This is a genomic window from Cellulosimicrobium cellulans, assembly GCF_006539945.1.
Lineage (GTDB): Bacteria > Actinomycetota > Actinomycetes > Actinomycetales > Cellulomonadaceae > Cellulosimicrobium > Cellulosimicrobium cellulans.
The window spans coordinates 101,994-121,894 of sequence record NZ_BJNZ01000007.1 but is presented as its reverse complement, the minus strand read 5'-3'; the positions used below and the strand labels follow the sequence as shown (position 1 = coordinate 121,894).

Genomic DNA, 19,901 nt, shown 5'->3' with positions numbered 1-19,901 from the left:
GGCGCTCACCGGGCCCGGTCGCTGCGGAGCAGCGCGACGAAGAGGTAGCCCAGCACGGCGACGACGGCGCCGAGCGCGATCCAGTCGAGGACCATCACCGGGTGCCTCCCGAGGAGCCGTGACGACGCGCGACGAGCGCGACCGCCGCGAAGAACGCGACGGTGAGGAGGAGGAAGGCCAGGTCGGCCATGGTGAGAACGCCTTCTCGACGAGGGTCGGCGAGCGCCCGCAGCGGGCGTGGTGCCGGCGCCCGGAACCCGGGCGCACTGCCGTTCTACGCCCGGCCGAAGGTCCCCGGACGGGGCTCTGACGGAACCTTGACGCCCTCTGCCGGAACCTTGACGGGGCGCACCCCCGACCGGCCGTGCCCGGCCGGCACGGGGTAGCACCCCCGCTGACGCGGAGGACCCGGGTGCTCCTCGTGGGGAGATCGTGACGACTGCGTGACCGGCACCGCGCCGACCCGGGCGAGAGGCGGGGTCCGGCATCTAGGATGTGCCGCATGATCTTCAAGGCCGTCGGCGACGGGCGCCCCTACCCGGACCACGGCCGGGTGACCGCGCGGGACTGGGCCGAGGTGCCCCCGCGTCAGGTGCGCCTCGACGAGCTCGTCACGACCAAGCGCACGCTCGACCTCGACGCGCTCCTCGCCGAGGACTCCACGTTCTTCGGCGACCTCTTCGCGCACGTCGTCGAGTACGAGGGGGTCCTCTACCTCGAGGACGGACTGCACCGCGCGGTGCGCGCCGCGCTCCAGCAGCGCGCGATCCTGCACGCCCGCGTCCTGACCGTGCGATGAGCGCGGGGTCCGGTAGGTTTCTGGCGTGACCACCCGCCCCGACACCGCACGCGCCGAGCGTCGCCGACGCATGCACGAGCGCCAGGCGGTCGTGTTCGGGCTCCTCATCGCCGCGCTCGCCGTCGTCGGGCTCGGCGCGCTGGCCGTCTACACGGGCGCGATCGACGCGCCGTTCGACCGGCCGTTGTCGTCCCCGGAGGCCGTCGACGACCTCGCGGGCGTCCAGGTCCCCTGCCTCCCCGAGGGCACGCTCCCGGTGGCGGCGGCCGACGTCCAGGTCAACGTCTACAACGCGTCCGGCAAGGACGCCCCCCTCGGGCGGCTGAACCAGGACCTGCTCACGTCCCGGGGCTTCACGGTGCTCACCACCGGCAACGCGCCGGACCTGGACGGCGACGGGAAGTCGGACGTCGTGGCGCAGACGCAGATCCACTTCGGGGTCACGGGGCTCGCGCAGGCGTACACGCTCGCGGCGCACTACGACAACCCGGGCCTCGTGCTCGACACGCGCGAGGCCCCGACCGTCGACCTCTACGTGGGCACCGACTTCGAGGACGTCGTGGACCCCGAGCTCGTCGGCCTGTCCAGCGACGTCCCGCTCGAGAGCCGCGCCGGGTGCGTCGCGATCGAGGAGATCACCCCCCAGCCGCTGCCCGTGCCGCCCGCGGAGGGCTGAGCACGACCCTCGCCCGGCGCCCCGCCGAGCCTCACGACCGCCGAACGGTACCCATGAGCACCCTGCCCCTCCGGCCTGCCCGGACCACCGACCCCGACGAGGTCGACCGTCTCTACGAGATCTGCCTGCGGACCGGCGCGTCCGGCGCGGACGCGACGGCGCTGTACACCGACCCGCGGCTGCTCGGCGAGGTCTACCTCGGGGCGTACCTCGCCCTCGAGCCGTCGCTCGCGTTCGTCGTCGAGTCCGACGGCGTGGCCGCGGGCTACGTGCTGGGGGCACGCGACACCGCCGCGTTCGAGGCGCGGTCCGAGCGGGAGTGGTGGCCGCCGCTGCGCGAGCGGTACCCGCTGGGCAGCTTCCCGGAGGGCTCCCGCGACGAGGCGCTCGTCCGCCAGATCCACCGCCCGCACCTCACCGACCCCTCGGTGCTCCTCGACTACCCCGCGCACCTCCACGTCGACCTGCTGCCCGCCGCGCAGGGCGGCGGCAACGGCCGCCGGCTGATGGCCGCCCTGTTCGACGCCCTGCGCGCCGCCGGGGTCCAGGGCGTCCACCTCGGTGTCGCGGAGGACAACGTCTCCGCGATCGGCTTCTACGAGCACCTCGGCTTCGCCCGCCTCGACGTCGACGAGGGCCTGGTCCTGGGCCTCCCTCTCTGACCCGGCCCTGCCCCCTTCCGCGGCACCGTCCCCGCCGAACCCTGGGTTGCGGGCTACGTTCGCCGCCGAGTACCCGACAACCCCGGGCTCGCCGAGCGTCCCGCGGCCCGTCTCAGCAGGGGGTCCCTTCTGGCGTGGCGCAGGCATCCTGCGCGTCCACAGGAGCGCATCCGCAGTGGCCCGTCCACAGGACGCCGGTGGTCCGATGCGTGCGGGGCTCGTTCGGCAGTGTGATCTCGACATGCCAGCACGCACTCTGGTCCCGGACGAGGCCCTCCGCATCGCGTCCCGTCAGGAGAGCCTCATCACGACGGGACAGTGCCGAGACGCCGGCGTGAGCCCCGACGTGCTGCGTCGTCTCCTGCGCACCGGAAGCTGGTCGCACGTCACGCGGGGCGTCCACGACACCGAGCCCGCGCCGGTCGCGTCCAGGCCGACGGATCACCGCCGACGGCGTGCTGCGTGGGCCGCGCTGCTCGCGTTCGGGCCCGAGGCGATCGCGGTCGGGTCGTGCGCGCTCGCGCTGCTCGGAGTCGCAGGGCTGCCCGCACGCGTCGTGCCCCAGGCCACGTTGCCCGGTGCCCGGTCTCTCGAGTCGCGAGACGGCATCCGGCTGCGCATGTTCGACGACGGCATGACCGTCATGCGGGTCGGCGGCCGGTACGTGGCGGCACCGGAGTGGGCGCTGGCCCAGGCCGTGCCCGAGCTCGACCGCCCGTGGGCGGTGTCCGTCATGGACTCGGCGTTGCACCTCGGTCTGCTCTCGTCCGACGGGCTCGCCCGCGCGCACGACCATGCCCGCGGACGGCGACGCGTCGCCCGGACCCACTCGTGGTGGGAGCTCGCGGACGGTCGGTCCGAGTCGCCGCTCGAGACCTGGGTGCGGCTCGACTGCGTCGACGGCGGCGTCCCGCCGGACATGCTCCAGGTCCCCTTGGTGGGGTCGAGCGGACGGGAACGGCGCGGCGACCTCGGCTGGCGCCTCGACGACGGCCGCTGGGTCGTCGCCGAGGCCGACGGCGCGGAGTTCCACGACACCCCGAGCGCCGCGTTCGCCGACCGGGAACGTCACAACGACCTCGTGACCGCCGACGTCGCGGCGCTGCTCCGACTCACGTCGTCCGACGCACGCGTGCCCGGGCGCTCGGCGACCACCGTGCGACGGGCACTCCTCGCGGCAGGCCGTCGTCGCACCGCGTGACGAGGACGGCGCCTGTCGCGCACTCCGCAACAACCAGCCCCGACCTCGGTTTCGAGGTCACCGTCGACCCGCGAACCCGGGGTTGCGCGTCACGGTGACGTCTCCATGACGCGCAACCCCGGGCTCGGCAACGTGAGTCGCCGAACCCGGGGTTCCACAGGCGGTGGAGTCAGCGGGCGTCCTTGACCGCGTCGTGGACGATCGGCTCGTCGCCGCCGGGGGCGGACGCCGGGCTGGCGGGCTCCTGGGTGGTGCCGCGCCACCGCGCGACGGTCCGCATGAGGTGGTAGATCACGAGCGCCGCGCCGGTGCCGAGCGCGATGCCCTCGAACGTGAGGTCGCCGACCGCCCAGGTGAAGTTGGCGATGCCGACGACGAGCGGCACGGCGGCGGTCGTGAGGTTGACCGGGTCGGAGAAGTCGACCTTGTTCTGCACCCAGATGCGCGCGCCGAGGATCCCGATCATGCCGTAGAGCATCGTCGCCGCGCCGCCCAGGACGCCGGCGGGGATGGTCGCGATGAGCGCGCCGAACTTCGGCGAGAGCGAGAGCACCAGCGCGGTCGCTGCCGCGACCCAGTACGCCGCGGTCGAGTAGACGCGCGTCGCGGCCATGACGCCGATGTTCTCGGCGTACGTCGTGGTGCCCGACCCGCCGCCGACGCCGGCGAGCGTGGTCGCGAGGCCGTCCGCGAAGAGCGCGCGGCCGGTGAGGTCGTCGAGGTTCTTGCCGGTCATCGCCGCGACCGACTTCACGTGGCCGACGTTCTCCGCGATGAGCACGAGCACGACGGGCACGAACAGGCCGAGCACGGCGACGTCGAACGTGGGCGTGACGAACTCGGGGAGCCCGATCCAGTCGGCCTTGCGCACCGCGTCGAACGACACCTCGCCCTGGAGCACGGCCACGACGTAGCCGACGACCACGCCCACGAGGATCGAGAGGCGGCCGATGATGCCCTTGAACAGGACGCTCACGAGGATGATCGCGGTCAGCGTGACGACGGCCGTGACCGGCGCCTTCTGGAAGTTCCCCCAGGCTGCCGGGGCGAGGTTGAGGCCGATGAGCGCGACGATCGTGCCCGTGACGATCGGCGGCATGACGATGTCGATCCACCGCGCGCCGGCGACGTGCACGAGCAGGCCGACCGCAGCCAGCACGAGACCGGTGACGAGGATGCCGCCGACGGCCACGGACTGGCCCTGCGACGCCGTCGCGGCGCCGATCGGGGCGATGAACGCGAAGCTCGACCCGAGGTAGCTGGGAAGCCGGTTGCGCGTGATGAGCAGGAACCCGACGGTGCCGATCGCGGAGAAGAACAGCGTCGTCGCCGGCGAGAACCCGGTGAGCAGCGGCACGAGGAACGTCGCGCCGAACATGGCGACGACGTGCTGCATGCCGATCCCGATGGTCCGCGGCCAGGTCAGCCGCTCGTCCGGGTCGACGACGTCCCCCGGCGCCACCGTCTTCCCGTTCCCGTGCAACCGCCACCCGATGGCGCTCATGTCTCTCCCGTCCGTGAAGTTCGTGTGAAGACCCCCGGAGCAGGGTAGTGCCCGCCGAACCCGGGCTCGTCGCACGCCAGGTCGCCGGGCCCGGCGACAGCCACGGGTTCGGCGGTCGGCAGTGCTACGCCGTCGCGTGCACCAGGAGCCACGCGAGGAGGTAGCTGCGGGTGTTGCCGTCGTCGACGCGTTCCACCGGAAGGGTGCGGGCGACGTCCAGGGCGGCCGCGGCGTCGTCCGGGCCGGCGAGCGCCGCGTACAGGAGGAGCTGGTCGCCGAACATCACGTCCCACGACGCCGGGTCGTCGCGCGGGCCCGCGAGCGCCTCGTCGAGGTTGGCCCGGATGCGCTCGGGGTCGCCCGCGAGGTACCCGGCGACGGGCTGCATCGGCAGCACGAGGATGCCGAGCATCGCGCTCGGCTCGGCGCTGAACCACGTGGCCCAGTCGCGCTTGCCGCCCCACACGAGCGACGTCACGGTGTGCCCGAAGCCCTCGATCGCCGGGTCGTCGCGGTCGAAGTCGGTCCAGTACGCGCGCGCCGACGCCGCCTCGGCGGACAGCAGCCAGCGCGCCTGCGTCTCGAGCGGTGTGTCCCCCGACGCCTGCGCCCACAGCGCCAGCCCGTTCCACGCCGACACCGCCTCGGACGCGGACTCCTGGTTGTTCCCGTCCGCGAAGGGCGCGTACCCCGACGCCCAGGAGTGACCCGTGTACGCGTCGAACACGCGCAGCGCCGGGAAGTCCCCGTCGCCCGCACCGGCCGCGACGTCCGCCGCGAGCAGGTCGAGAACGGGCGCGAGGTCGGCCGCGAGCGCCGGGTCGTCGGCGGCCACGACGCCCGCGGCGTAGAGGAGGTACCCGTAGTGGAAGTGGTGGTCGTTGAGCTCGTCCGACCCGAACGACGGCGTCCTCCCGACGACGCTGCGCACCTCCGGGTCGTAGACGAAGCAGCGCGCGTCGCGCTCCGCGCAGCCCGCGGGATCGGCCCACTCGCGGAGCGCGGCGGCGAGGTCGGCGCGCAGCGGGGCCGCGACGTCGTCGAGCCCGAGCTGCTCGGCGAGCGCGAGCAGGTTCGCGTCGCGCGCGAGCGCCTTGCCCCCGAAGTACGTGTCCGACGGCACCTCGAGGGACCCCGCCTCGCGCGCGGACGCGTCGGCCCGCACCTGCTCGGCGAGCTCGGTCGTCTCGTCCTCGCCCAGCCCGGTCACGTCGAGCGTCCCGGCGGGTTCGACGGCGGGGCTCGTCCACGCGAGCGTGCTCGCCGTGCACACGTCGACCGTGCCGCGCACGGTCGCGTAGGTGCCGAGGCCACACGTCGCGCCGTCGCTCTCGCGCTGGTGCGGCAGCCGCACGACGACGGTCCCCGGCCCGGGCGCTTCGCCGTCGGTCTCGTACGTGATCGCCGTGGTGACGGCGTCGTCCGCCACGCCGTAGGCGAGCGTCGTGCCCGTCACGGGGTGCGCGGCCGCCTCGGCGAGCGTCGCGACCGCGCCGTCCGGGGCGTCGTCGGGGACGGGGAACCAGGCGACGGAGTCTCCCGCCGCCAGGTCGAGCGACCGGCCGCCTCCCGACAGCGTGTCGTCCGCCCCGACGAGCACGTAGTCGCGCCCGCCGGTCTCGGTGCTCACGAGCCCGTCCGTCGCGGCGAAGGCGACGGTGAGCGCCGCCGTCTGGTCCGTCGCCGCGGTGTACCGCAGCACGGGCGACCCCTCGACGAGGGTCACGGCCCCCAGGACGGAGCCTGCGCCGTCGAGCAGGTCGAGCGTGACGGACGCGGTGTCGTAGGCGGTGACCACGACCGACGACGCCCCGACGTCCACGCCGACCTGCGGCACGTACGGCCCGAGGATCGACTGCTCGGTGACCTGGACGTCGGGCAGGCCGAACGCGAAGCCGCCACCGGTCACGCCGAACGCGAGCGGCACGGGGAACACGGGCAGCGGCTCGTCGCCGAACACGAGCCCGGAGAACCACCGGTTCGTCGGCGGGACGAGCCCGTCGGCGAGCCGCGCGGCGGGCATCGGCGCGACCGACTCCTGCGGCAGGATCGACGGGTCGACGTCGGGCACGGTGCCGGTCAGGTCCGCGGCGGGGTGCCCGACGGCGGCGCTCTCTCCCGGCGCTCCCGTCGCCCCCGGCGACGCGTCCGTCCCGAACAGCCCGCACCCGGCGACGAGGAGCGCCGACGCCAGGAGCACGGCGGGGGCGGTGGCGCGCACCCCACCGCGGGATCGGCCCGGGCGCTCGAGGTCGACTCTGGGCAGGTCGACCTCGCGACGCACGGGTCGACCTCGGCGGGGCGTCACAGCCCCACCTTGCGGAGGAACTCGCCGAACGACTCGTCGACCCCGGCGAGCGGGCCGTCGTCGTGCAGCTCGATGCTCGCCGTGACCGGCGTGCCCGATGCGACGAGCCCGTGCTCGGCCCCCCGCACGAGCGCGTCGCTCGTGACCTCGACGGTCGCCTCCGCCTGGTTGGCGGTGTTCTGCACCGCGACCGACGCGACCTCGCCCGCGACCTCCGTCTGGTTCGGCAGGACGACCGTGACCTCCGCACCCTGGCGGACGCGCGCGAAGTCGCTCGGGTCGAGCGTCAGGCGGGCGTCGACGAACAGCGACCCCTCCCGCTCGAGCGACGCGACGACCTCGCCCGCCTGGACGAACCCGCCCTCGCGGGCCGCGACGTGGGTGACGACGGCGTCGTAGGGCGCGACGAGCGTGATCGTCCCGTCGGGCGCCACCTGGTACGCGGACGTGTCCGCGCTGACGAGCCCGAGCGCGATGTCGTGCTGGAGCGTCAGGCTGCTCACGGTGAACAACGGGTCGCCCGCGGCGACCTCGTCCCCCTCGGCGACCTCCGCCGCGGTGACGGTCCCCGCGTAGTCGCTGCCGACGTCGAGCACCTCCGCCCGGATGGTGGCCGTCGTGCTCGTCGCCTGCCCGAGGCGCCGGTTCATCACGAGCGTGAGCGCCGCGCACACGAGCACCACCACGAGCAGTCCGCCCACGAGACGGATCCGGTTCGACCAGGTCATGCGACACCTCCGGACGACGTGTTCCCGCCACGGCGCGCCCGCCGCCTCCCGGCGCGCGTCCCCACGCCGACCGTCACCTCGACGCCGAGCCGCTCCGACAACGCCTCGTCGACGACGGCCGCGGCCGTCCCTCCTCGCCGCCGGACGGAGCGCGCCGCGCGCCGGGCAGACCGCGACTCCCGGAGGGCCGTCACGACGAACGCCCCGAGGATCAGCGTGTTGGTGACGTTCCACGCGAGCGCGAGGCTCGGCATCGGGTCGCCCCGCTCCTTCCAGGCCCCGACCACCGACGTCACGAGCAGGAACGCGAAGAACAGCACCTGCGGGATCATGTAGTTGAACGGCGACGTGACCTTGCCCGTGCTCCCGGTCACGTGCCACGCCTGCTCCTTGCCGGTCAGCGCGTTCCACAGGGCCTTGGTGTAGATGGGGAACGACACGGACGCGAGCATGAGCACCTCCCACCGGAACGACCCGAGCGTGAAGAACGCGATGGCGATCTGGAGGACGTAGAACCCCGCGTAGTAGAGCAGCCACGTGCCCCACGAGATAGTGAGGTTCATGGGTGTGAGGTCGAGGTAGATCTGGAGCGGAGGCACGAGCAGCAGCACGAGCGGTGCGATGCCCGCGAGGTAGTGCGTCGCGGTGACGGTGTACTGGAGCCGCTGGTCGAGCGTGAGGGTGCGGCGCGGGCTGAGCGGGTTGTGCCGGAGCAGGATCTCGAACCCGCCGGTCGCCCAGCGCAGCTGCTGCTTGGTGTACGCCTCGACGGTCTCGGGGGTGTCGCCGACGGCGAGCGTCGTGGGGATGTAGATCGTGCGCCACCCGCGCTCGTGGAGCATGAGCGACGTCCACACGTCCTCGGACTTGGAGTCGGTGTGCATGCCGCCGATGTCGTCGATCGCGGCCCGGCGGAAGATGACGTTGGTGCCGACGCAGAACGCGGCGTTGAACCGGTTCCGGCCGGGCTGCACGAACCGGTAGAAGACGGCCTGCATGTACCCGGCGCCGCGCGAGATGAGGTTGTCGAGGTTGCCGTAGGTCTGCGGGGTCTGGACGAACGCGACGTCGTCCTTGACGAAGAACGGCACGGTCTCGACGAGGAGCTCGGGCCTGGCGACGAAGTCGGCGTCGAGGATGACGAAGAAGTCGCCCTTGGCGATGGCGAGCGCGTGGTTGACGTTGCCGGCCTTCGCGCCGTTGCTCGACAGGCGCCGCACGTAGCGCGCGCCGAGCTGGGCGGCGAGGTCGCGCACGTCGTCGGACCGGCCGTCGTCGAGCACCCACGTGCGGTGCGTGCCGCGGAGCGCGACGGCGGCGCGGACCGTGCGCGCGACGGTGTCGAGGTCCTCGCCGTAGGTCGTGATGAGGACGTCGACGGTGACCGGGCGGTCGTGGAGGTAGAGGTTCCAGCGCGTCGGGTCGTCCTCGGCGCCGTCGCGGATGATCTCGGGGACGTCGAACAGGCGGTCCTTCGCGTGGTGGAACGAGAACCCGCGCGGGTCGTACCCGCTCGACAGCACGGTCCACATCGCCAGCAGCGCCTGGGCGACGAGCACCGACTCGGCCGTGATGACCATGACGTACGGCAGGGCGTCGCCGCGGTTCGCGGGGTTGAGCAGGAACACCGCGTACGCGACGACGCCGAGCGTCGCGAGCAGCATGATCATGACGAGCGACGGCGAGCGCGCGGCGGAGTTCTCGTCGCGCGGCGGGCCGGTCGGACGGTCGGCGTCGGCCCGCGGGCCGAACGGGGCGGGCCGCACGTGCTGCGTGCGGCGCGGCGTGACGACCAGGCGGTCGAACTCGGAGACGGCCATCGCGTGTCCTCCGGCTCTCGACGGGATCCGGGGATCCCGGGGGGTCGCGGACGGGCAGACGGCGGACGGCGGCGAGCGGGGAGCCCGCCGGGTCCTCGGGGGCCCGGGTGCGGCGACGTCGTCGGCGTCGTGATGGCGTGCGTGGCACTGCTGGTCGAGCCCCCTGCCGGGCACCCTCGCGCGGAGGGACCCGGAGACGGATCGAGGTGGCCCGCTCGGAGCGGGCCACCTCGTCGTCTGCGCCGAAGGTAGCGGTGCACGGCGCCCGTGTCACGGGCCGCCTGAGAGGACCTCACCGCGGCGTCGGCGCGCGGCGGCCCGTGTGAACAGACCCGCACGGGGCGGACGCCGCATCGTCGTGACGGGCCCGGATCGTTGGCGCGCCGCCGCTCCCGTCCCGGCCCGACGCCGTCGCACCCCATCCGGTGAGCGCTCACCCGCGCGGCGGTCCGCACGACCCGGAAACGCGCCGTTCACGGGCGGAAACGGAGAATTCACGGCGCCGACGCGCCGGGCGCCCGCCTGGTGGACGCCCTGCGGGAGCCTGTCGGTCGTCCAGGGCCGCGCCGCTGCGAGCCGCGGGACGGCCACCACCGCCGCGCCCGGGGGGGTGTAACGCACCGGGGAGCCCCGGACATGGGACGGTCGTCTACGTCTCCCGGTCGAGAGGACCCCGGATGCCCGCCCCTGACCGCCCGCCCGAGCGGACCCCGTCGGCCCCACCGCCGGACGAGGACCGCACGGCTCGGTTCACCGCTCTGTTCGAGGCCACGCACCGCCCCCTGCTCGCCTACGCGGTGCGACGCGTGGCCGACCCGTCCGACGCTGCCGACGTCGTCGCCGAGGCGTTCCTCGTCGCCTGGCGACGGATCGACGACGTCCCCGCCGGCGACGACGCGCGACCGTGGATGTTCGGCGTCGCGCGCCGCGTGCTCGCGAACCTCCACCGGGGCGCGCGGCGTCGGCTCGCCCTCGCCGACCGGCTCCGCGCCGAGGTCGCGGAGGCCACCCCACCGCCGACCGGCGAGGTGAGCGACGTCGAGCGCGCGCTCGCGCGCCTCGGTCCGGACGACCAGGAGCTGCTGCGCCTGGTCGCGTGGGAGGAGCTCGCGCGCGACGAGATCGCCCTGGTGCTCGGCATCTCGCGCGCCGCCGTCCGTGTGCGCCTGCACCGGGCCCGCCGTCGGCTCGCGGAGCAGCTCGACGGACTCGTCACGCCCGGCGCACCGACGTCCGCGACGCAGAGGAAACGGGACGACCCGACCGGACACGTGGTCAGCGGGTGGGGACGGCCCCGCCCCGGAACCGAGGAGGCACGATGACGGACCCGATGATGCAGCTGCGCAGCGCGGACCCGGCCCGACGCGCGGGTCTCGGTGCCGTGGACGAGGCGGCGTTCGCCGCCCTGCGGGAGGAGATCCTCATGACCACGACGCTCGACCCCACCAACGCGGCATCTGCGGCACCCGCCGCTCCGCCGTCTCGTCGGCGCCGGATCGGACGCCGGGGCGCGGTCGCGCTCGGGCTCGCCACGGTGCTCGCAGGCGGCGGCGTCGCGTATGCGGCTATCCAGGCGTTCCGCGGTTCGTCCGGCGAGGGCGTCACCTGCGTGAGCGCCTGGAGCCCCGACGTCGCCGAAGGCCTGGACGCCGACGCGGCCGGGCCCTGGCTCACCGGCGACCCGTACGCGGACTGCACGACGCTCCTCGCGGAGCAGGGCCTGCCGCCGATCGAGGACCCCGTGGCCTTCGCCTGGGACGGTCAGACGTACGTCGCCCCGGCCGACCAGGTGCCCGACGGCGTCGAGCGGCTCGAGGGCCCCTCGGCGCTGGATCCCGCCGTGGTCGAGCTGCAGCAGAGCGTGACCGACCGGGTCGACGGCGGGGCGAGCACGTGCCGCACCGTCGCCGAGGGCGTCGCCTGGGCCGAGGAGGAGCTGGACCGGCTCGGGCTGGAGGCCTGGTCCGTCGAAGAGCGGGACGCGCTGCCCGAGCCGGTGGACGGGGCACAGGTGTGCGCCGAGGTCACGGTCGACGTCGGCGGGCGCGCGATCGTCGTCGGGGGGACGACGAGTTCGGACGGGATCCTGGAGGACTCGCTCGTCGCCGGGGTCGCGGCGGCGCTGAAGGGCGGGATCACCGACCGGTGCGTCTCGCTCGAGGAGGCCCGGGCTGTCGCCGACGAAGCCCTGACGGCCGTCGATGGCCCGTTCCCGACGACGAGCGTGCCTGACGAGAGCGTCACCTGCGCGCGCGTCGACCTGTTCGTCGGCGGCAGCCTCCAGGTCACCGTCTACGGGCCGACCACCGACGGCTGACACCCACGGCCCGAGGGCCGGCCGACGTCGGCCGTGCGGGTGCGGCCGTCACCCTCCCCCGCGTCGCGACGGACCGCTCGTCGCGACGCGGGCGTGGGGGCGTCAGGGCAGCTGCGGCACGACCTCGCTCGCGATGAGGTCGAGGTGGTCGAGGTCGTGCAGGTCGAGCACCTGGAGGTAGAACCGGGTGGCGCCCTGCTCGGCGGCGGCCGCGATCTTGTCCGCGACCTCGCCGACCGTGCCGGCCAGGCCGTTGCGGCGCACCTCGTCGGGCTCGCGCCCGATCGCGTCGGCCCGACGGCGGAACTCCGCCTCGTCCTTGCCTACCGCGACGACGAACGCGGCCGAGTACACGAGCGAGTCGGGGTCGCGGTCGGAGTCGAGGCACGCGGCGCGCACGTTCTCGAACCGCTCGGGCAGCACGCCCGGGTCCGGGAAGGCCGCGTTGTACTCGCTCGCGTAGCGGGCCGCGAGCGCCGGGGTGCGGCGGGGGCCGTGCCCGCCGACGATCACCGGGACGCGCTCCTGGGCCGGCTTGGGCAGCGCCGGCGCGTCGGTGAGCGTGTAGTGCTCGCCGCTGAACGAGAACGTCTCGCCGACCGGCGTCTCCCACAGCCCCGTGATCACCGCGAGCTGCTCCTCGAGGATCCCGAACCGCTTCTCCGGGAACGGGATGCCGTACGCCTCGTGCTCACGCGCGAACCAGCCCGCGCCGAGCCCGAGCTCCACGCGACCGCCCGACATCTGGTCGACCTGCGCGACCTGGATCGCCAGCACGCCCGGGTGGCGGAACGTCGCCGACGACACGAGCGTGCCGAGCCGGATGCGGCTCGTCTCCCGGGCCAGGCCCGCGAGCGTCGTCCACGCGTCGGTCGGGCCGGGCAGCCCGTCGCCGTCGCCCATGACGAGATAGTGGTCGGAGCGGAAGAAGGCGTCGAACCCGAGGTCCTCGGTCGCCTTCGCGACCGCGAGGAGGTCGTCGTAGGAGGCGCCCTGCTGGGGCTCGGTGAAGATGCGCAGGTCGATCTGGGTCATGCCGTCACCCTGCCACACCGGGCGTTCACCCCATGCCGCGAGGTAGAACCCTGGCCCACGAGGTAGAGCCCTGGTCGCGCGAGGTAGAGGCCTGGTCGCGCGAGGTAGAGGCCTGGTCATGACCACGCCTCTACCTCGGCGCGAGGGCGCCGCGGAGTCAGTCAGCGAGCGGGACGAGGTCGAGCTCCTGGAACTCCGCGACCTCCGGCACCCAGCGGTCGGCGACGAAGCCGCGGTGGTCCGGGTGGGCGTCGTACGCGGCGTAGGCGGCGTCGTCGTCGAACACCATGGAGAACTGGAAGGTCAGCGGGCTCTTGGCGCTCACCTGGCGCGAGACCGTGAAGTCCCGCACCCCCGGGATCGCGGTGAGCGTGCTGCGCGCGGTACCGAGGAACTCGGCCTCCTCGGCGCTGCCGGCGGGGTGGACGAGGCGGAAGGCGACGGTGTGCTGGATCACTCCCCCACCCTAGGCTGACGACCATGCGCGTGAGCACCGTGATCCTGCCGATCTACCCGTGGCGTGAGGGCCGGGACGTGTGGCGGGCCGCCGACGACCTCGGGTTCCATGCCGCCTACACGTACGACCACCTGTCGTGGCGCACGTTCCGCGACGGGCCGTGGTTCGGCGCGGTCCCGACGCTCGCCGCCGCGGCGGGAGTCACGGAGCGGGTGCGGCTGGGCACCCTCGTGTCGTCGCCCAACTTCCGCGAGCCGGTGACGTTCGCGAAGGACGTCATGACGCTCGACGACCTCTCGGGCGGGCGGGTCACCGTCGGCCTCGGCGCGGGCACGACGGGCTTCGACGCGACGGTCCTCGGCGGCGAGCCGTGGTCCGCACGGGAGCGGGCGGACCGGCTGCGCGACTTCACGGTCCTGCTGGACCGCCTGCTCACCGAGCCCGCGGTGACGCACGACGAGGGCCACTACCGCGCGCACGAGGCGCGGACCATCCCGGGCCCGGTCCAGTCACCGCGCGTGCCGTTCGCGATCGCCGCGACCGGCCCGCGCGGGCTGCGGCTCGCCGCGCGCTACGGCCAGGCATGGGTGACGACGGGCGACGGCCGCCTGGGCGACGACGCGACCCCGGCGCAGTCGCGGGCGGCGGTCCGCGACCAGGTCGAGCGGCTCGAGGCCGCGTGCGCCGACGCCGGGCGGGACCCCGCGTCGGTCGAGCGGATCCTGCTCACCGGCTTCACGCCCGACCCCACGCTGGAGTCGGTGGACGCGTTCGTCGAGACCGCGCACGGGTACGCGGAGGCCGGGATCACGGAGATCGTCGTCCACTGGCCCATCCCGGGAACGCAGTTCGCGGCCGACCAGCGCGTCTTCGAGCAGATCACCACCGGCGGCGCCGCGCAGGTCGATGGGCTGTAGGGCCTAGAAGAGGACGTCGAACACGAAGCGGACAGGTGCGGTCGCCGTCTCCCAGACGATGCGCGCCGCGGACCGGTGCTCGAGCCGCGCCTGCCGGGCCGCGAGGACGGCGGCGGCGACGCCGCCCAGCACCGCTGCGCCCAGGCAGACGCCGACGAGCCACGCCGGCAGGTCGACCAGGTAGCCGGCCAGCGAGAGCACGAAGGCGACCGCGCCCAGCACGAGGCTGACGACGAGACCCCAGGCCGCCACCGGGTCGTGTCCTCGGCTGTGCCGCGCCTGCCGGCCGTCGTCCTCCACCCGCACAGTGTGCCGCGCCCGCGGCCCGACCTCGCGCTCGGGACGACCTCGCGGCGTCGAGGGAACCTGCCCCGGCCCCGCTGCGTGTAAGAGGTGGGGGTCCCGTGACACAGGTCCGTCAGAGAGGGCTCACGGGACCGCGACGCGAGGAGGCGACGTGCGCAAGGCAGCGGCGGGGTGGTACGCGGATGCGCCGGGATCGGGCAGCGAACGCTGGTACGACGGCGCGGAGTGGACGGACCGCACCCGCGCGCGCCGCGCGTCGGAGGACACCGGGCCCTGGCGCCGGGTCCTCGTCGTCGGGGCCGTCGTCGTGCTCGTCGTCGCAGCACCGCTCGTGCTCGCCGTGCTCGGCTGAGGTACCGCCCGCGACGACCCCGTCAGCCGAGCGGCCCCAGCACCCGGTAGGTGACGTGCGTGACGAGCGACGCCGCGCGCACGGCGACCGTCTCGAGCGCGAGGGGTGGGACGCCGTCGAGCACGCGGTCCCCGTGCCCGAGGGCCTGCGGTACGACGTGCAGCCGCAGCTCGTCGAGGAGGCCCGCCGCGAGCGTCTGGTTGATGGTCGCGGCTCCCCCGGCGATCGAGACGTCGCGGTCGCCCGCCGCCTCGCGCGCCTGCGCGACGGCGGACTCGATGCCGTCGGTGACGAAGAAGAACGTCGTCCCGCCCTCCATGACGAGCGGCTCGCGCGGGTGGTGCGTGAGGACGAACACCGGCCCGTGGTACGGCGGCTCCGGCCCCCACCACCCGCGCCAGTCGAGGTCCCACTCCCCGCGGCCGGGCGTGAACATGTTCCGCCCCATGACGAACGCGCCGGCCGCGAGGATCGCGTCGAGCTCCGCGCGGTTCTCGTCGGCCGTCTCGAACATCCACCGGTGCAGGTCCACGCCCTCGCCGAACGGGTGCTCCAGCGTCTGGTCGGGCCGGGACGAGAAGCCGTCCACCGACACCGCCACGTCGCACGTCACGTTCCCCATGCCGACCTCACTCTCCGCGTCCGCGAGCCGCGGCCGCCGTCGTCCACCACCTGACGCCACCTCCGACCGGCCACGGGCCCCGAACTCATCGCACCCCTACCTCGACGTGGCGGCCTCCTCGGTCGCGATGCGCAGGGCGGCGACGAGCTCGCGGTAGAGCTCGTCGGTCGCGAGGAGCTCGGCGTGCGTGCCGCGGGCGCGGACGCGGCCGTCCTCCATGACGAGGATGAGGTCGGCGTCGATCACGGTGGACAGCCGGTGCGCGATGGTCACGACCGCGCGGTCGCGCGCGAGGTCCTCGATGACCGCGTGCACGGCGGCCTCGGTGAGCCCGTCGACCTGGGCGGTCGCCTCGTCGAGGAGCAGCACGTCGGGCGCGTGCAGGACGGCGCGCGCGAGGGCGACGCGCTGGCGCTCACCGCCCGAGACGGTCGTCCCGACGAGCGACGTGTCGAGCCCGTCGGCGAGCGAGCGCACCTTGGCCTCGAGCCGGACCTTCGCGAGCGCGGCCCACATGGCCTCGTCGGTCGCGCCGGGGTCGGAGAGGTGCAGGTTCTCTCGGATCGTCCCCGGGACGACGGGCGTCTCCTGCTCGACGTAGGCGAACCGGCGCCGGACGTCGTCGAACGTGAGGTCGTCGTACGGCACGCCGTCGAGGAGGATCTGCCCCGACTCGGGCTGGAGGAACCGCAGCAGCAACGAGAACGTCGTGGTCTTGCCCGCTCCGGACGGCCCGACGATCGCGACCTGCCCGCGGTGGGGCACGTCGAGGTCGAGGTCGCGGACCACGGGCTCGCCGCCCGGCAGGTAGCGCGCCGTGACGCCGCGCAGGGAGAGTCGCGGCGTCCCGGCCGCGGTCCCGCCGGTGCCCGACGCCGCACCCGCCACCGCCGACCGGCCAGCCTCCGCGCGGGCCGGGTCGAGCGTCGCCGAGCCCGCCCGGGCCGGCCGGGCCGCGTCGTCGTCCTCCTCCGGCTCGATCGCCTGGACCTCGCTGATCCGGCCCGCGGCGGCGATGCCCGCCTGGAGCTGGGTGACGTTCATGGTCAGCCCGGTGACGGGCTCGACGATCTGGAACGCGTAGAGGAGGAACGCGACGAGGCTCGACACGGCGAGCAGCCCTTCGTCGACGCGCCATGCGCCGAGCGCGAGGATGACGATGATCGCGAGCTGGATCCCGCCGCCCGCGATGGTCCACGCGACGGCCTCGGTGCGCACGGCCCGGACGCTGTGCCGGGCGGAGGCCTGGGCGTCGTCGAGCACGCGCTCGATCTGGCGGCCCTCGGCGCGGCTGGCCTTGATGGTGCGGATCGCGCGAAGCCCGCCCTCGAGCGTCCCGCCGAGGCTGCCGAGCGACTCCTGCGCTTTCTCCTGCGCCTTGGCGATGCGCGGCATGAGCGCGCCGACGAGCACACCGATGACCACGATCGCTCCGAGCGTCGTGCCGAGCAGCACGATGTCGAGCACGCCCATGAGGACGATCGTCCCGACGAGCGACACCGCGAGGTTGACGAGGTTGACGAGGCTCGACGAAGCGGCCTCGCGCAGCAGCACGGTGTCGGAGGTGACGCGCGTGACGAGCTCGCCCGTCGGTCGGCCGGTGAGCGCGCCGATCCGCGCGCGGAAGTAGCGCCGGACCATGGAGGACCGTGCGTCGAGGACCACCCGCTCGGCGAGCGTGCCGAGCAGGATCCACTGCCACAGCCCGAGCACGAGGCCCACGACGAGCAGCCCGACGAGCGTGAGCACCGCCGGGGTGAGCGACGCCCCGGTCCCGAGGGTGTCGAGGACCCACTTGGTCACCATCGGGGTCGCGAGCGTGGCCGCCGTGGTGCCGAGGCCGAGCACGAGGCCGAGCAGGAGCGTGCGGCGGTGCGGTCGGACGAACTGCCACAGCACCCGCAGGCGCGGGAGGAACCGCCCCTTCGGGGCGTCGTCCGAGGCGAGCGTCATGGTCGGCGGGTCGGCGGCATCGGTCGTGGGCATGGCGTCAACCATGGTTGACATCCTCTCTCGTGTCAACTGTGGTTGACGCGTCGTGGATCCCGGGGGGATGAGACGGGGTTCACCCCTAGTGGAACATCTATGTTCCACTAGAGGCAAGAGGTGTACCACCACGAGGAGGGCTATCGTGGGCCGCGTGACGGCACGAACCAGCGCGCGAGACGCCACCCCGGCGCCGCCTCCCAGCGAGCCGGGCGTCGGGGCGCCGCCGGAGAGCGGCGCGCGGGCCCGCACGCGGCGCGCGATCCTCGACGCCGCGGTCGCGGTGCTCAGCACGGACAAGTCCGCGTCGCTCGGCGACGTCGCCCAGGCCGCGCAGGTCGGGCGCACGACGCTCCACCGCTACTTCCCCGAGCGCGCCGACCTCGTCGAGGCGATCGGTGCCGAGGCCGTCGAGCGCACGCGCGCCGCGATCGTCGCGGCCCGGCTCGATGACGGCCGCCCTGCCGCGGCCCTGCGCCGCCTCGCCTTCGAGTACTTCGACCTCGGCCCCTGGTACATGGTCCTGTTCAACGAGATGTCGGAGGGCGAGGCGGAGTTCTGGGCGGAGGCCGAGGACGCCGAGGAGCCCGTCCGGGAGCTGCTGCGCCGCGGGCAGGAGAGCGGCGTCGTCGACGACCAGCTCAGCGTCCCGTGGATCGTCCGCACCCTGTGGTGGATGCTGTTCAACGCCTGGTCCATGGCCGGCGACGGCGAGATGTCCCGCGCCGACGCGTTGCGCATGGCCGTGCGCAGCATCGAGGGTGTCGCGCTCGCCCGCGAGGCGCGCCCGTGAGCACCGCCCCGGGCCCGCGGCCCGGCGTCGGCGAGCGCCTGCGGCGCTGGTGGCAGCGGGCCGACGAGGTACGCACGGGCGTGCGCTGGGCGAGCGTCGCGACCGTCTTCGGCGGGATCGCCGTCGCGCTCGCGTGCCTCGTGCTCGTGCTCCGCGGCCGCGTCTGGGCGTGGTTCCCGCTCCTCGTCGCCGCCGCCGTCGCGCTCCGCGAGGTCCGCTACCTCCAGCGCGCCGCCCGCGGCGGCCGACCCCGCTACCAGGAGAACGCGCCCCGCTGACTCCCGGGCGCGCCGTCGCCCGCGCGGGCCATGAGGAGGCACCCCTCGTCATCCGGAGGTCGCACCCCGGTGGACCGCGGGATCCACCGGACGGCCGACGCGCCCGAGGCGGCTCGGGGGGAAGACTGGCGGCACGGCGTCGGCCTGCGGCGCCGGAGACCTCCGGAGGCCACCGTGACGACCCCCAGCCCCGCCCGGGACGCGGCGTTCCCCGAGCAGCTCCCCGAGAAGTTCCCCGACCGGTCCTCCGAGCAGCCGTCGGCCCGCGCGGCCGCGCGCGGCCTGCACTTCACCGCGCGCCCTGGCCGCGGTGCCCGACGACGCACGGTCCGCCCTGCGCCGCGCCCGGACGTCCCGCCCGTCGAGCGGGCGAACGGCTGGCTCGTCGCGGTCGCCGTCGTGGCCGGCGCGGTGCTGTTCTCGGTGCTCGCGATGAACGCGTTCCTGGGCGGCTGAGGATAGCCGCTCAGCCCTGACCGGCCGCCGCGGGCGAGCCCTCGACCACCACCCCGGCGTCGGCTGCGACCACGCGCCGTGCCGGCGCGAGCCCACGCGCGACGCCCGCGCGCTCGAGACGACGGGCGAGCAGCAGTCCTGCCCACGTCCCCACGAGCGAGCTCGCCATCATGAGCGCCACGATGAGCACCTGCACGACCGGCGCCATGGAGGCCGCGTCGAAGGCGACGAACGCCGACCACGTGTACAGCGCGGAGAAGACGAACGTCGCGACGTAGAACAACCACGGCGCCCACACGCGGTAGAGCGTGACGAGGAACGCGACCTCGAGCGCCGCGCCCACCATGAGGCACGTGAGGATCGACGACGCCCCGAGCGGCGACGCGGAGCTGATGACGCCCGCGACGAGCATGGTGAGCACCGCGGCGCCGGGTCGGCGCACGAGGGCGAGCGCGAGCACGGGCCCGACGATCCACAGGCCGAGCATCGCGGAGTAGAGCACGGGCACGGTCGAGGCGAGCGCGGCCGCGACGAAGTTCGCGGGGACGAGCAGCACGCCCGTCGCGGCGCCGATCGCCGCGCACGTCATGAGGTAGCGCGTGGTGAGGGACTGACGGCGGGTGGTGCTGGGCATCGTGGGCTCCGAGGCGTCGAGGGTCAGGGCGGGTGCGGGGAGGCGGGCGG

General features: G+C 74.3%; 22 protein-coding genes. 11 read left to right on the top strand and 11 right to left on the bottom strand.

The genetic code is table 11. From position 1 onward, the window contains the following. Positions 1–5: 5 nt before the first annotated feature. Positions 6–95 carry a potassium-transporting ATPase subunit F gene (locus tag CCE02nite_RS07680; RefSeq protein WP_141389068.1) on the bottom strand — a complete coding sequence of 30 codons (90 nt, stop codon included), beginning with the start codon at positions 93–95 and terminating at the stop codon, positions 6–8. Between the two features lie 407 nt (positions 96–502). Here CCE02nite_RS07680 and CCE02nite_RS07675 point away from each other — a divergent pair, with 407 nt between their 5' ends. The 4 genes from CCE02nite_RS07675 to CCE02nite_RS07660 all read left to right on the top strand — a co-directional run bounded on the left by CCE02nite_RS07675 (position 503) and on the right by CCE02nite_RS07660 (position 3,338). Beyond that, positions 503–799, top strand: a complete 297-nt coding sequence (locus tag CCE02nite_RS07675) for a type II toxin-antitoxin system VapB family antitoxin (protein ID WP_024841670.1) — start codon at positions 503–505, stop codon at positions 797–799. Positions 800–824: 25 nt separating this feature from the next. Then, the gene (locus CCE02nite_RS07670) at positions 825–1,475 is read left to right on the top strand and encodes a LytR C-terminal domain-containing protein (RefSeq protein WP_255318708.1); all 651 of its coding nucleotides are present in this window, start codon (positions 825–827) and stop codon (positions 1,473–1,475) included. Positions 1,476–1,528: 53 nt separating this feature from the next. Continuing rightward, positions 1,529–2,137 (top strand): GNAT family N-acetyltransferase, encoded by a 609-nt coding sequence (locus CCE02nite_RS07665; protein WP_141389067.1) that lies wholly within the window; start codon positions 1,529–1,531, stop codon positions 2,135–2,137. A gap of 241 nt (positions 2,138–2,378) precedes the next feature. Beyond that, positions 2,379–3,338: a type IV toxin-antitoxin system AbiEi family antitoxin domain-containing protein gene (locus CCE02nite_RS07660; RefSeq protein ID WP_141389066.1), complete on the top strand. Its 960-nt coding sequence runs from the start codon at positions 2,379–2,381 to the stop codon at positions 3,336–3,338. A 169-nt stretch (positions 3,339–3,507) separates the two neighbouring features. Here CCE02nite_RS07660 and CCE02nite_RS07655 read toward each other — a convergent pair whose 3' ends face one another. The 4 genes from CCE02nite_RS07655 to CCE02nite_RS07640 form a co-directional block, all read right to left on the bottom strand. Then, the gene (locus tag CCE02nite_RS07655; protein ID WP_141389065.1) at positions 3,508–4,842 is read right to left on the bottom strand and encodes a uracil-xanthine permease family protein; all 1,335 of its coding nucleotides are present in this window, start codon (positions 4,840–4,842) and stop codon (positions 3,508–3,510) included. Between the two features lie 124 nt (positions 4,843–4,966). Continuing rightward, positions 4,967–7,063, bottom strand: coding sequence for a glycosyl hydrolase (locus CCE02nite_RS07650; RefSeq protein ID WP_141389064.1), 2,097 nt, complete (start codon positions 7,061–7,063; stop codon positions 4,967–4,969). Positions 7,064–7,146: 83 nt separating this feature from the next. After that, on the bottom strand, positions 7,147–7,878 hold the full coding sequence (locus CCE02nite_RS07645; protein ID WP_141389063.1) for an efflux RND transporter periplasmic adaptor subunit: 732 nt from the start codon (positions 7,876–7,878) through the stop codon (positions 7,147–7,149). Then, entirely contained in the window at positions 7,875–9,698 is a 1,824-nt protein-coding gene (locus CCE02nite_RS07640) for a glycosyltransferase (RefSeq protein ID WP_141389062.1), read from the bottom strand. Before CCE02nite_RS07640 ends, CCE02nite_RS07645 begins: the two co-directional genes overlap by 4 nt. 677 nt (positions 9,699–10,375) lie before the next feature. Here CCE02nite_RS07640 and CCE02nite_RS07635 point away from each other — a divergent pair. After that, positions 10,376–11,020: an RNA polymerase sigma factor gene (locus CCE02nite_RS07635; protein WP_141389061.1), complete on the top strand. Its 645-nt coding sequence runs from the start codon at positions 10,376–10,378 to the stop codon at positions 11,018–11,020. Beyond that, complete coding sequence (locus tag CCE02nite_RS07630; protein ID WP_141389060.1) at positions 11,017–12,015, top strand: hypothetical protein; 999 nt, start codon at positions 11,017–11,019, stop codon at positions 12,013–12,015. Before CCE02nite_RS07635 ends, CCE02nite_RS07630 begins: the two co-directional genes overlap by 4 nt. 102 nt (positions 12,016–12,117) lie before the next feature. Here the strand turns inward: CCE02nite_RS07630 and CCE02nite_RS07625 are convergent, their stop codons facing one another. Both CCE02nite_RS07625 and CCE02nite_RS07620 read right to left on the bottom strand, forming a co-directional pair. Beyond that, positions 12,118–13,041, bottom strand: coding sequence for an LLM class F420-dependent oxidoreductase (locus CCE02nite_RS07625; protein ID WP_141389147.1), 924 nt, complete (start codon positions 13,039–13,041; stop codon positions 12,118–12,120). 166 nt (positions 13,042–13,207) lie between these two features. Next, on the bottom strand, positions 13,208–13,507 hold the full coding sequence (locus tag CCE02nite_RS07620; protein ID WP_141389059.1) for a Dabb family protein: 300 nt from the start codon (positions 13,505–13,507) through the stop codon (positions 13,208–13,210). A gap of 23 nt (positions 13,508–13,530) precedes the next feature. Between CCE02nite_RS07620 and CCE02nite_RS07615 the strand changes: the two genes are divergently transcribed. Further along, positions 13,531–14,424, top strand: coding sequence for an LLM class flavin-dependent oxidoreductase (locus CCE02nite_RS07615; RefSeq protein ID WP_141389058.1), 894 nt, complete (start codon positions 13,531–13,533; stop codon positions 14,422–14,424). Positions 14,425–14,427: 3 nt separating this feature from the next. On the opposite strand, the gene CCE02nite_RS07610 is transcribed toward CCE02nite_RS07615, so the two are convergent. Further along, on the bottom strand, positions 14,428–14,676 hold the full coding sequence (locus CCE02nite_RS07610; protein ID WP_141389057.1) for a hypothetical protein: 249 nt from the start codon (positions 14,674–14,676) through the stop codon (positions 14,428–14,430). A 205-nt stretch (positions 14,677–14,881) separates the two neighbouring features. Here CCE02nite_RS07610 and CCE02nite_RS20960 point away from each other — a divergent pair, with 205 nt between their 5' ends. After that, on the top strand, positions 14,882–15,082 hold the full coding sequence (locus tag CCE02nite_RS20960; RefSeq protein ID WP_170227250.1) for a DUF2510 domain-containing protein: 201 nt from the start codon (positions 14,882–14,884) through the stop codon (positions 15,080–15,082). A gap of 22 nt (positions 15,083–15,104) precedes the next feature. Here the strand turns inward: CCE02nite_RS20960 and CCE02nite_RS07600 are convergent, their stop codons facing one another. After that, positions 15,105–15,704, bottom strand: coding sequence for a dihydrofolate reductase family protein (locus tag CCE02nite_RS07600; RefSeq protein WP_141389055.1), 600 nt, complete (start codon positions 15,702–15,704; stop codon positions 15,105–15,107). Between the two features lie 96 nt (positions 15,705–15,800). Then, positions 15,801–17,690 (bottom strand): ABC transporter ATP-binding protein, encoded by a 1,890-nt coding sequence (locus CCE02nite_RS07595; protein ID WP_141389146.1) that lies wholly within the window; start codon positions 17,688–17,690, stop codon positions 15,801–15,803. A 154-nt stretch (positions 17,691–17,844) separates the two neighbouring features. Here CCE02nite_RS07595 and CCE02nite_RS07590 point away from each other — a divergent pair, with 154 nt between their 5' ends. From CCE02nite_RS07590 to CCE02nite_RS07580, 3 genes are all read left to right on the top strand, one after another. After that, positions 17,845–18,483: a TetR/AcrR family transcriptional regulator gene (locus tag CCE02nite_RS07590; protein WP_218027056.1), complete on the top strand. Its 639-nt coding sequence runs from the start codon at positions 17,845–17,847 to the stop codon at positions 18,481–18,483. Beyond that, the gene (locus CCE02nite_RS07585) at positions 18,480–18,761 is read left to right on the top strand and encodes a hypothetical protein (protein WP_255318707.1); all 282 of its coding nucleotides are present in this window, start codon (positions 18,480–18,482) and stop codon (positions 18,759–18,761) included. The genes CCE02nite_RS07590 and CCE02nite_RS07585 overlap by 4 nt, the downstream gene beginning before the upstream one ends. Positions 18,762–18,935: 174 nt before the next feature. Next, positions 18,936–19,217 (top strand): hypothetical protein, encoded by a 282-nt coding sequence (locus tag CCE02nite_RS07580; RefSeq protein ID WP_141389053.1) that lies wholly within the window; start codon positions 18,936–18,938, stop codon positions 19,215–19,217. Positions 19,218–19,227: 10 nt separating this feature from the next. Here CCE02nite_RS07580 and CCE02nite_RS07575 read toward each other — a convergent pair whose 3' ends face one another. Beyond that, a complete protein-coding gene (locus CCE02nite_RS07575) occupies positions 19,228–19,851 on the bottom strand; it encodes an ECF transporter S component (RefSeq protein WP_141389052.1) in 624 nt (207 codons plus the stop codon). Between the last annotated feature and the right edge of the window lie 50 nt (positions 19,852–19,901).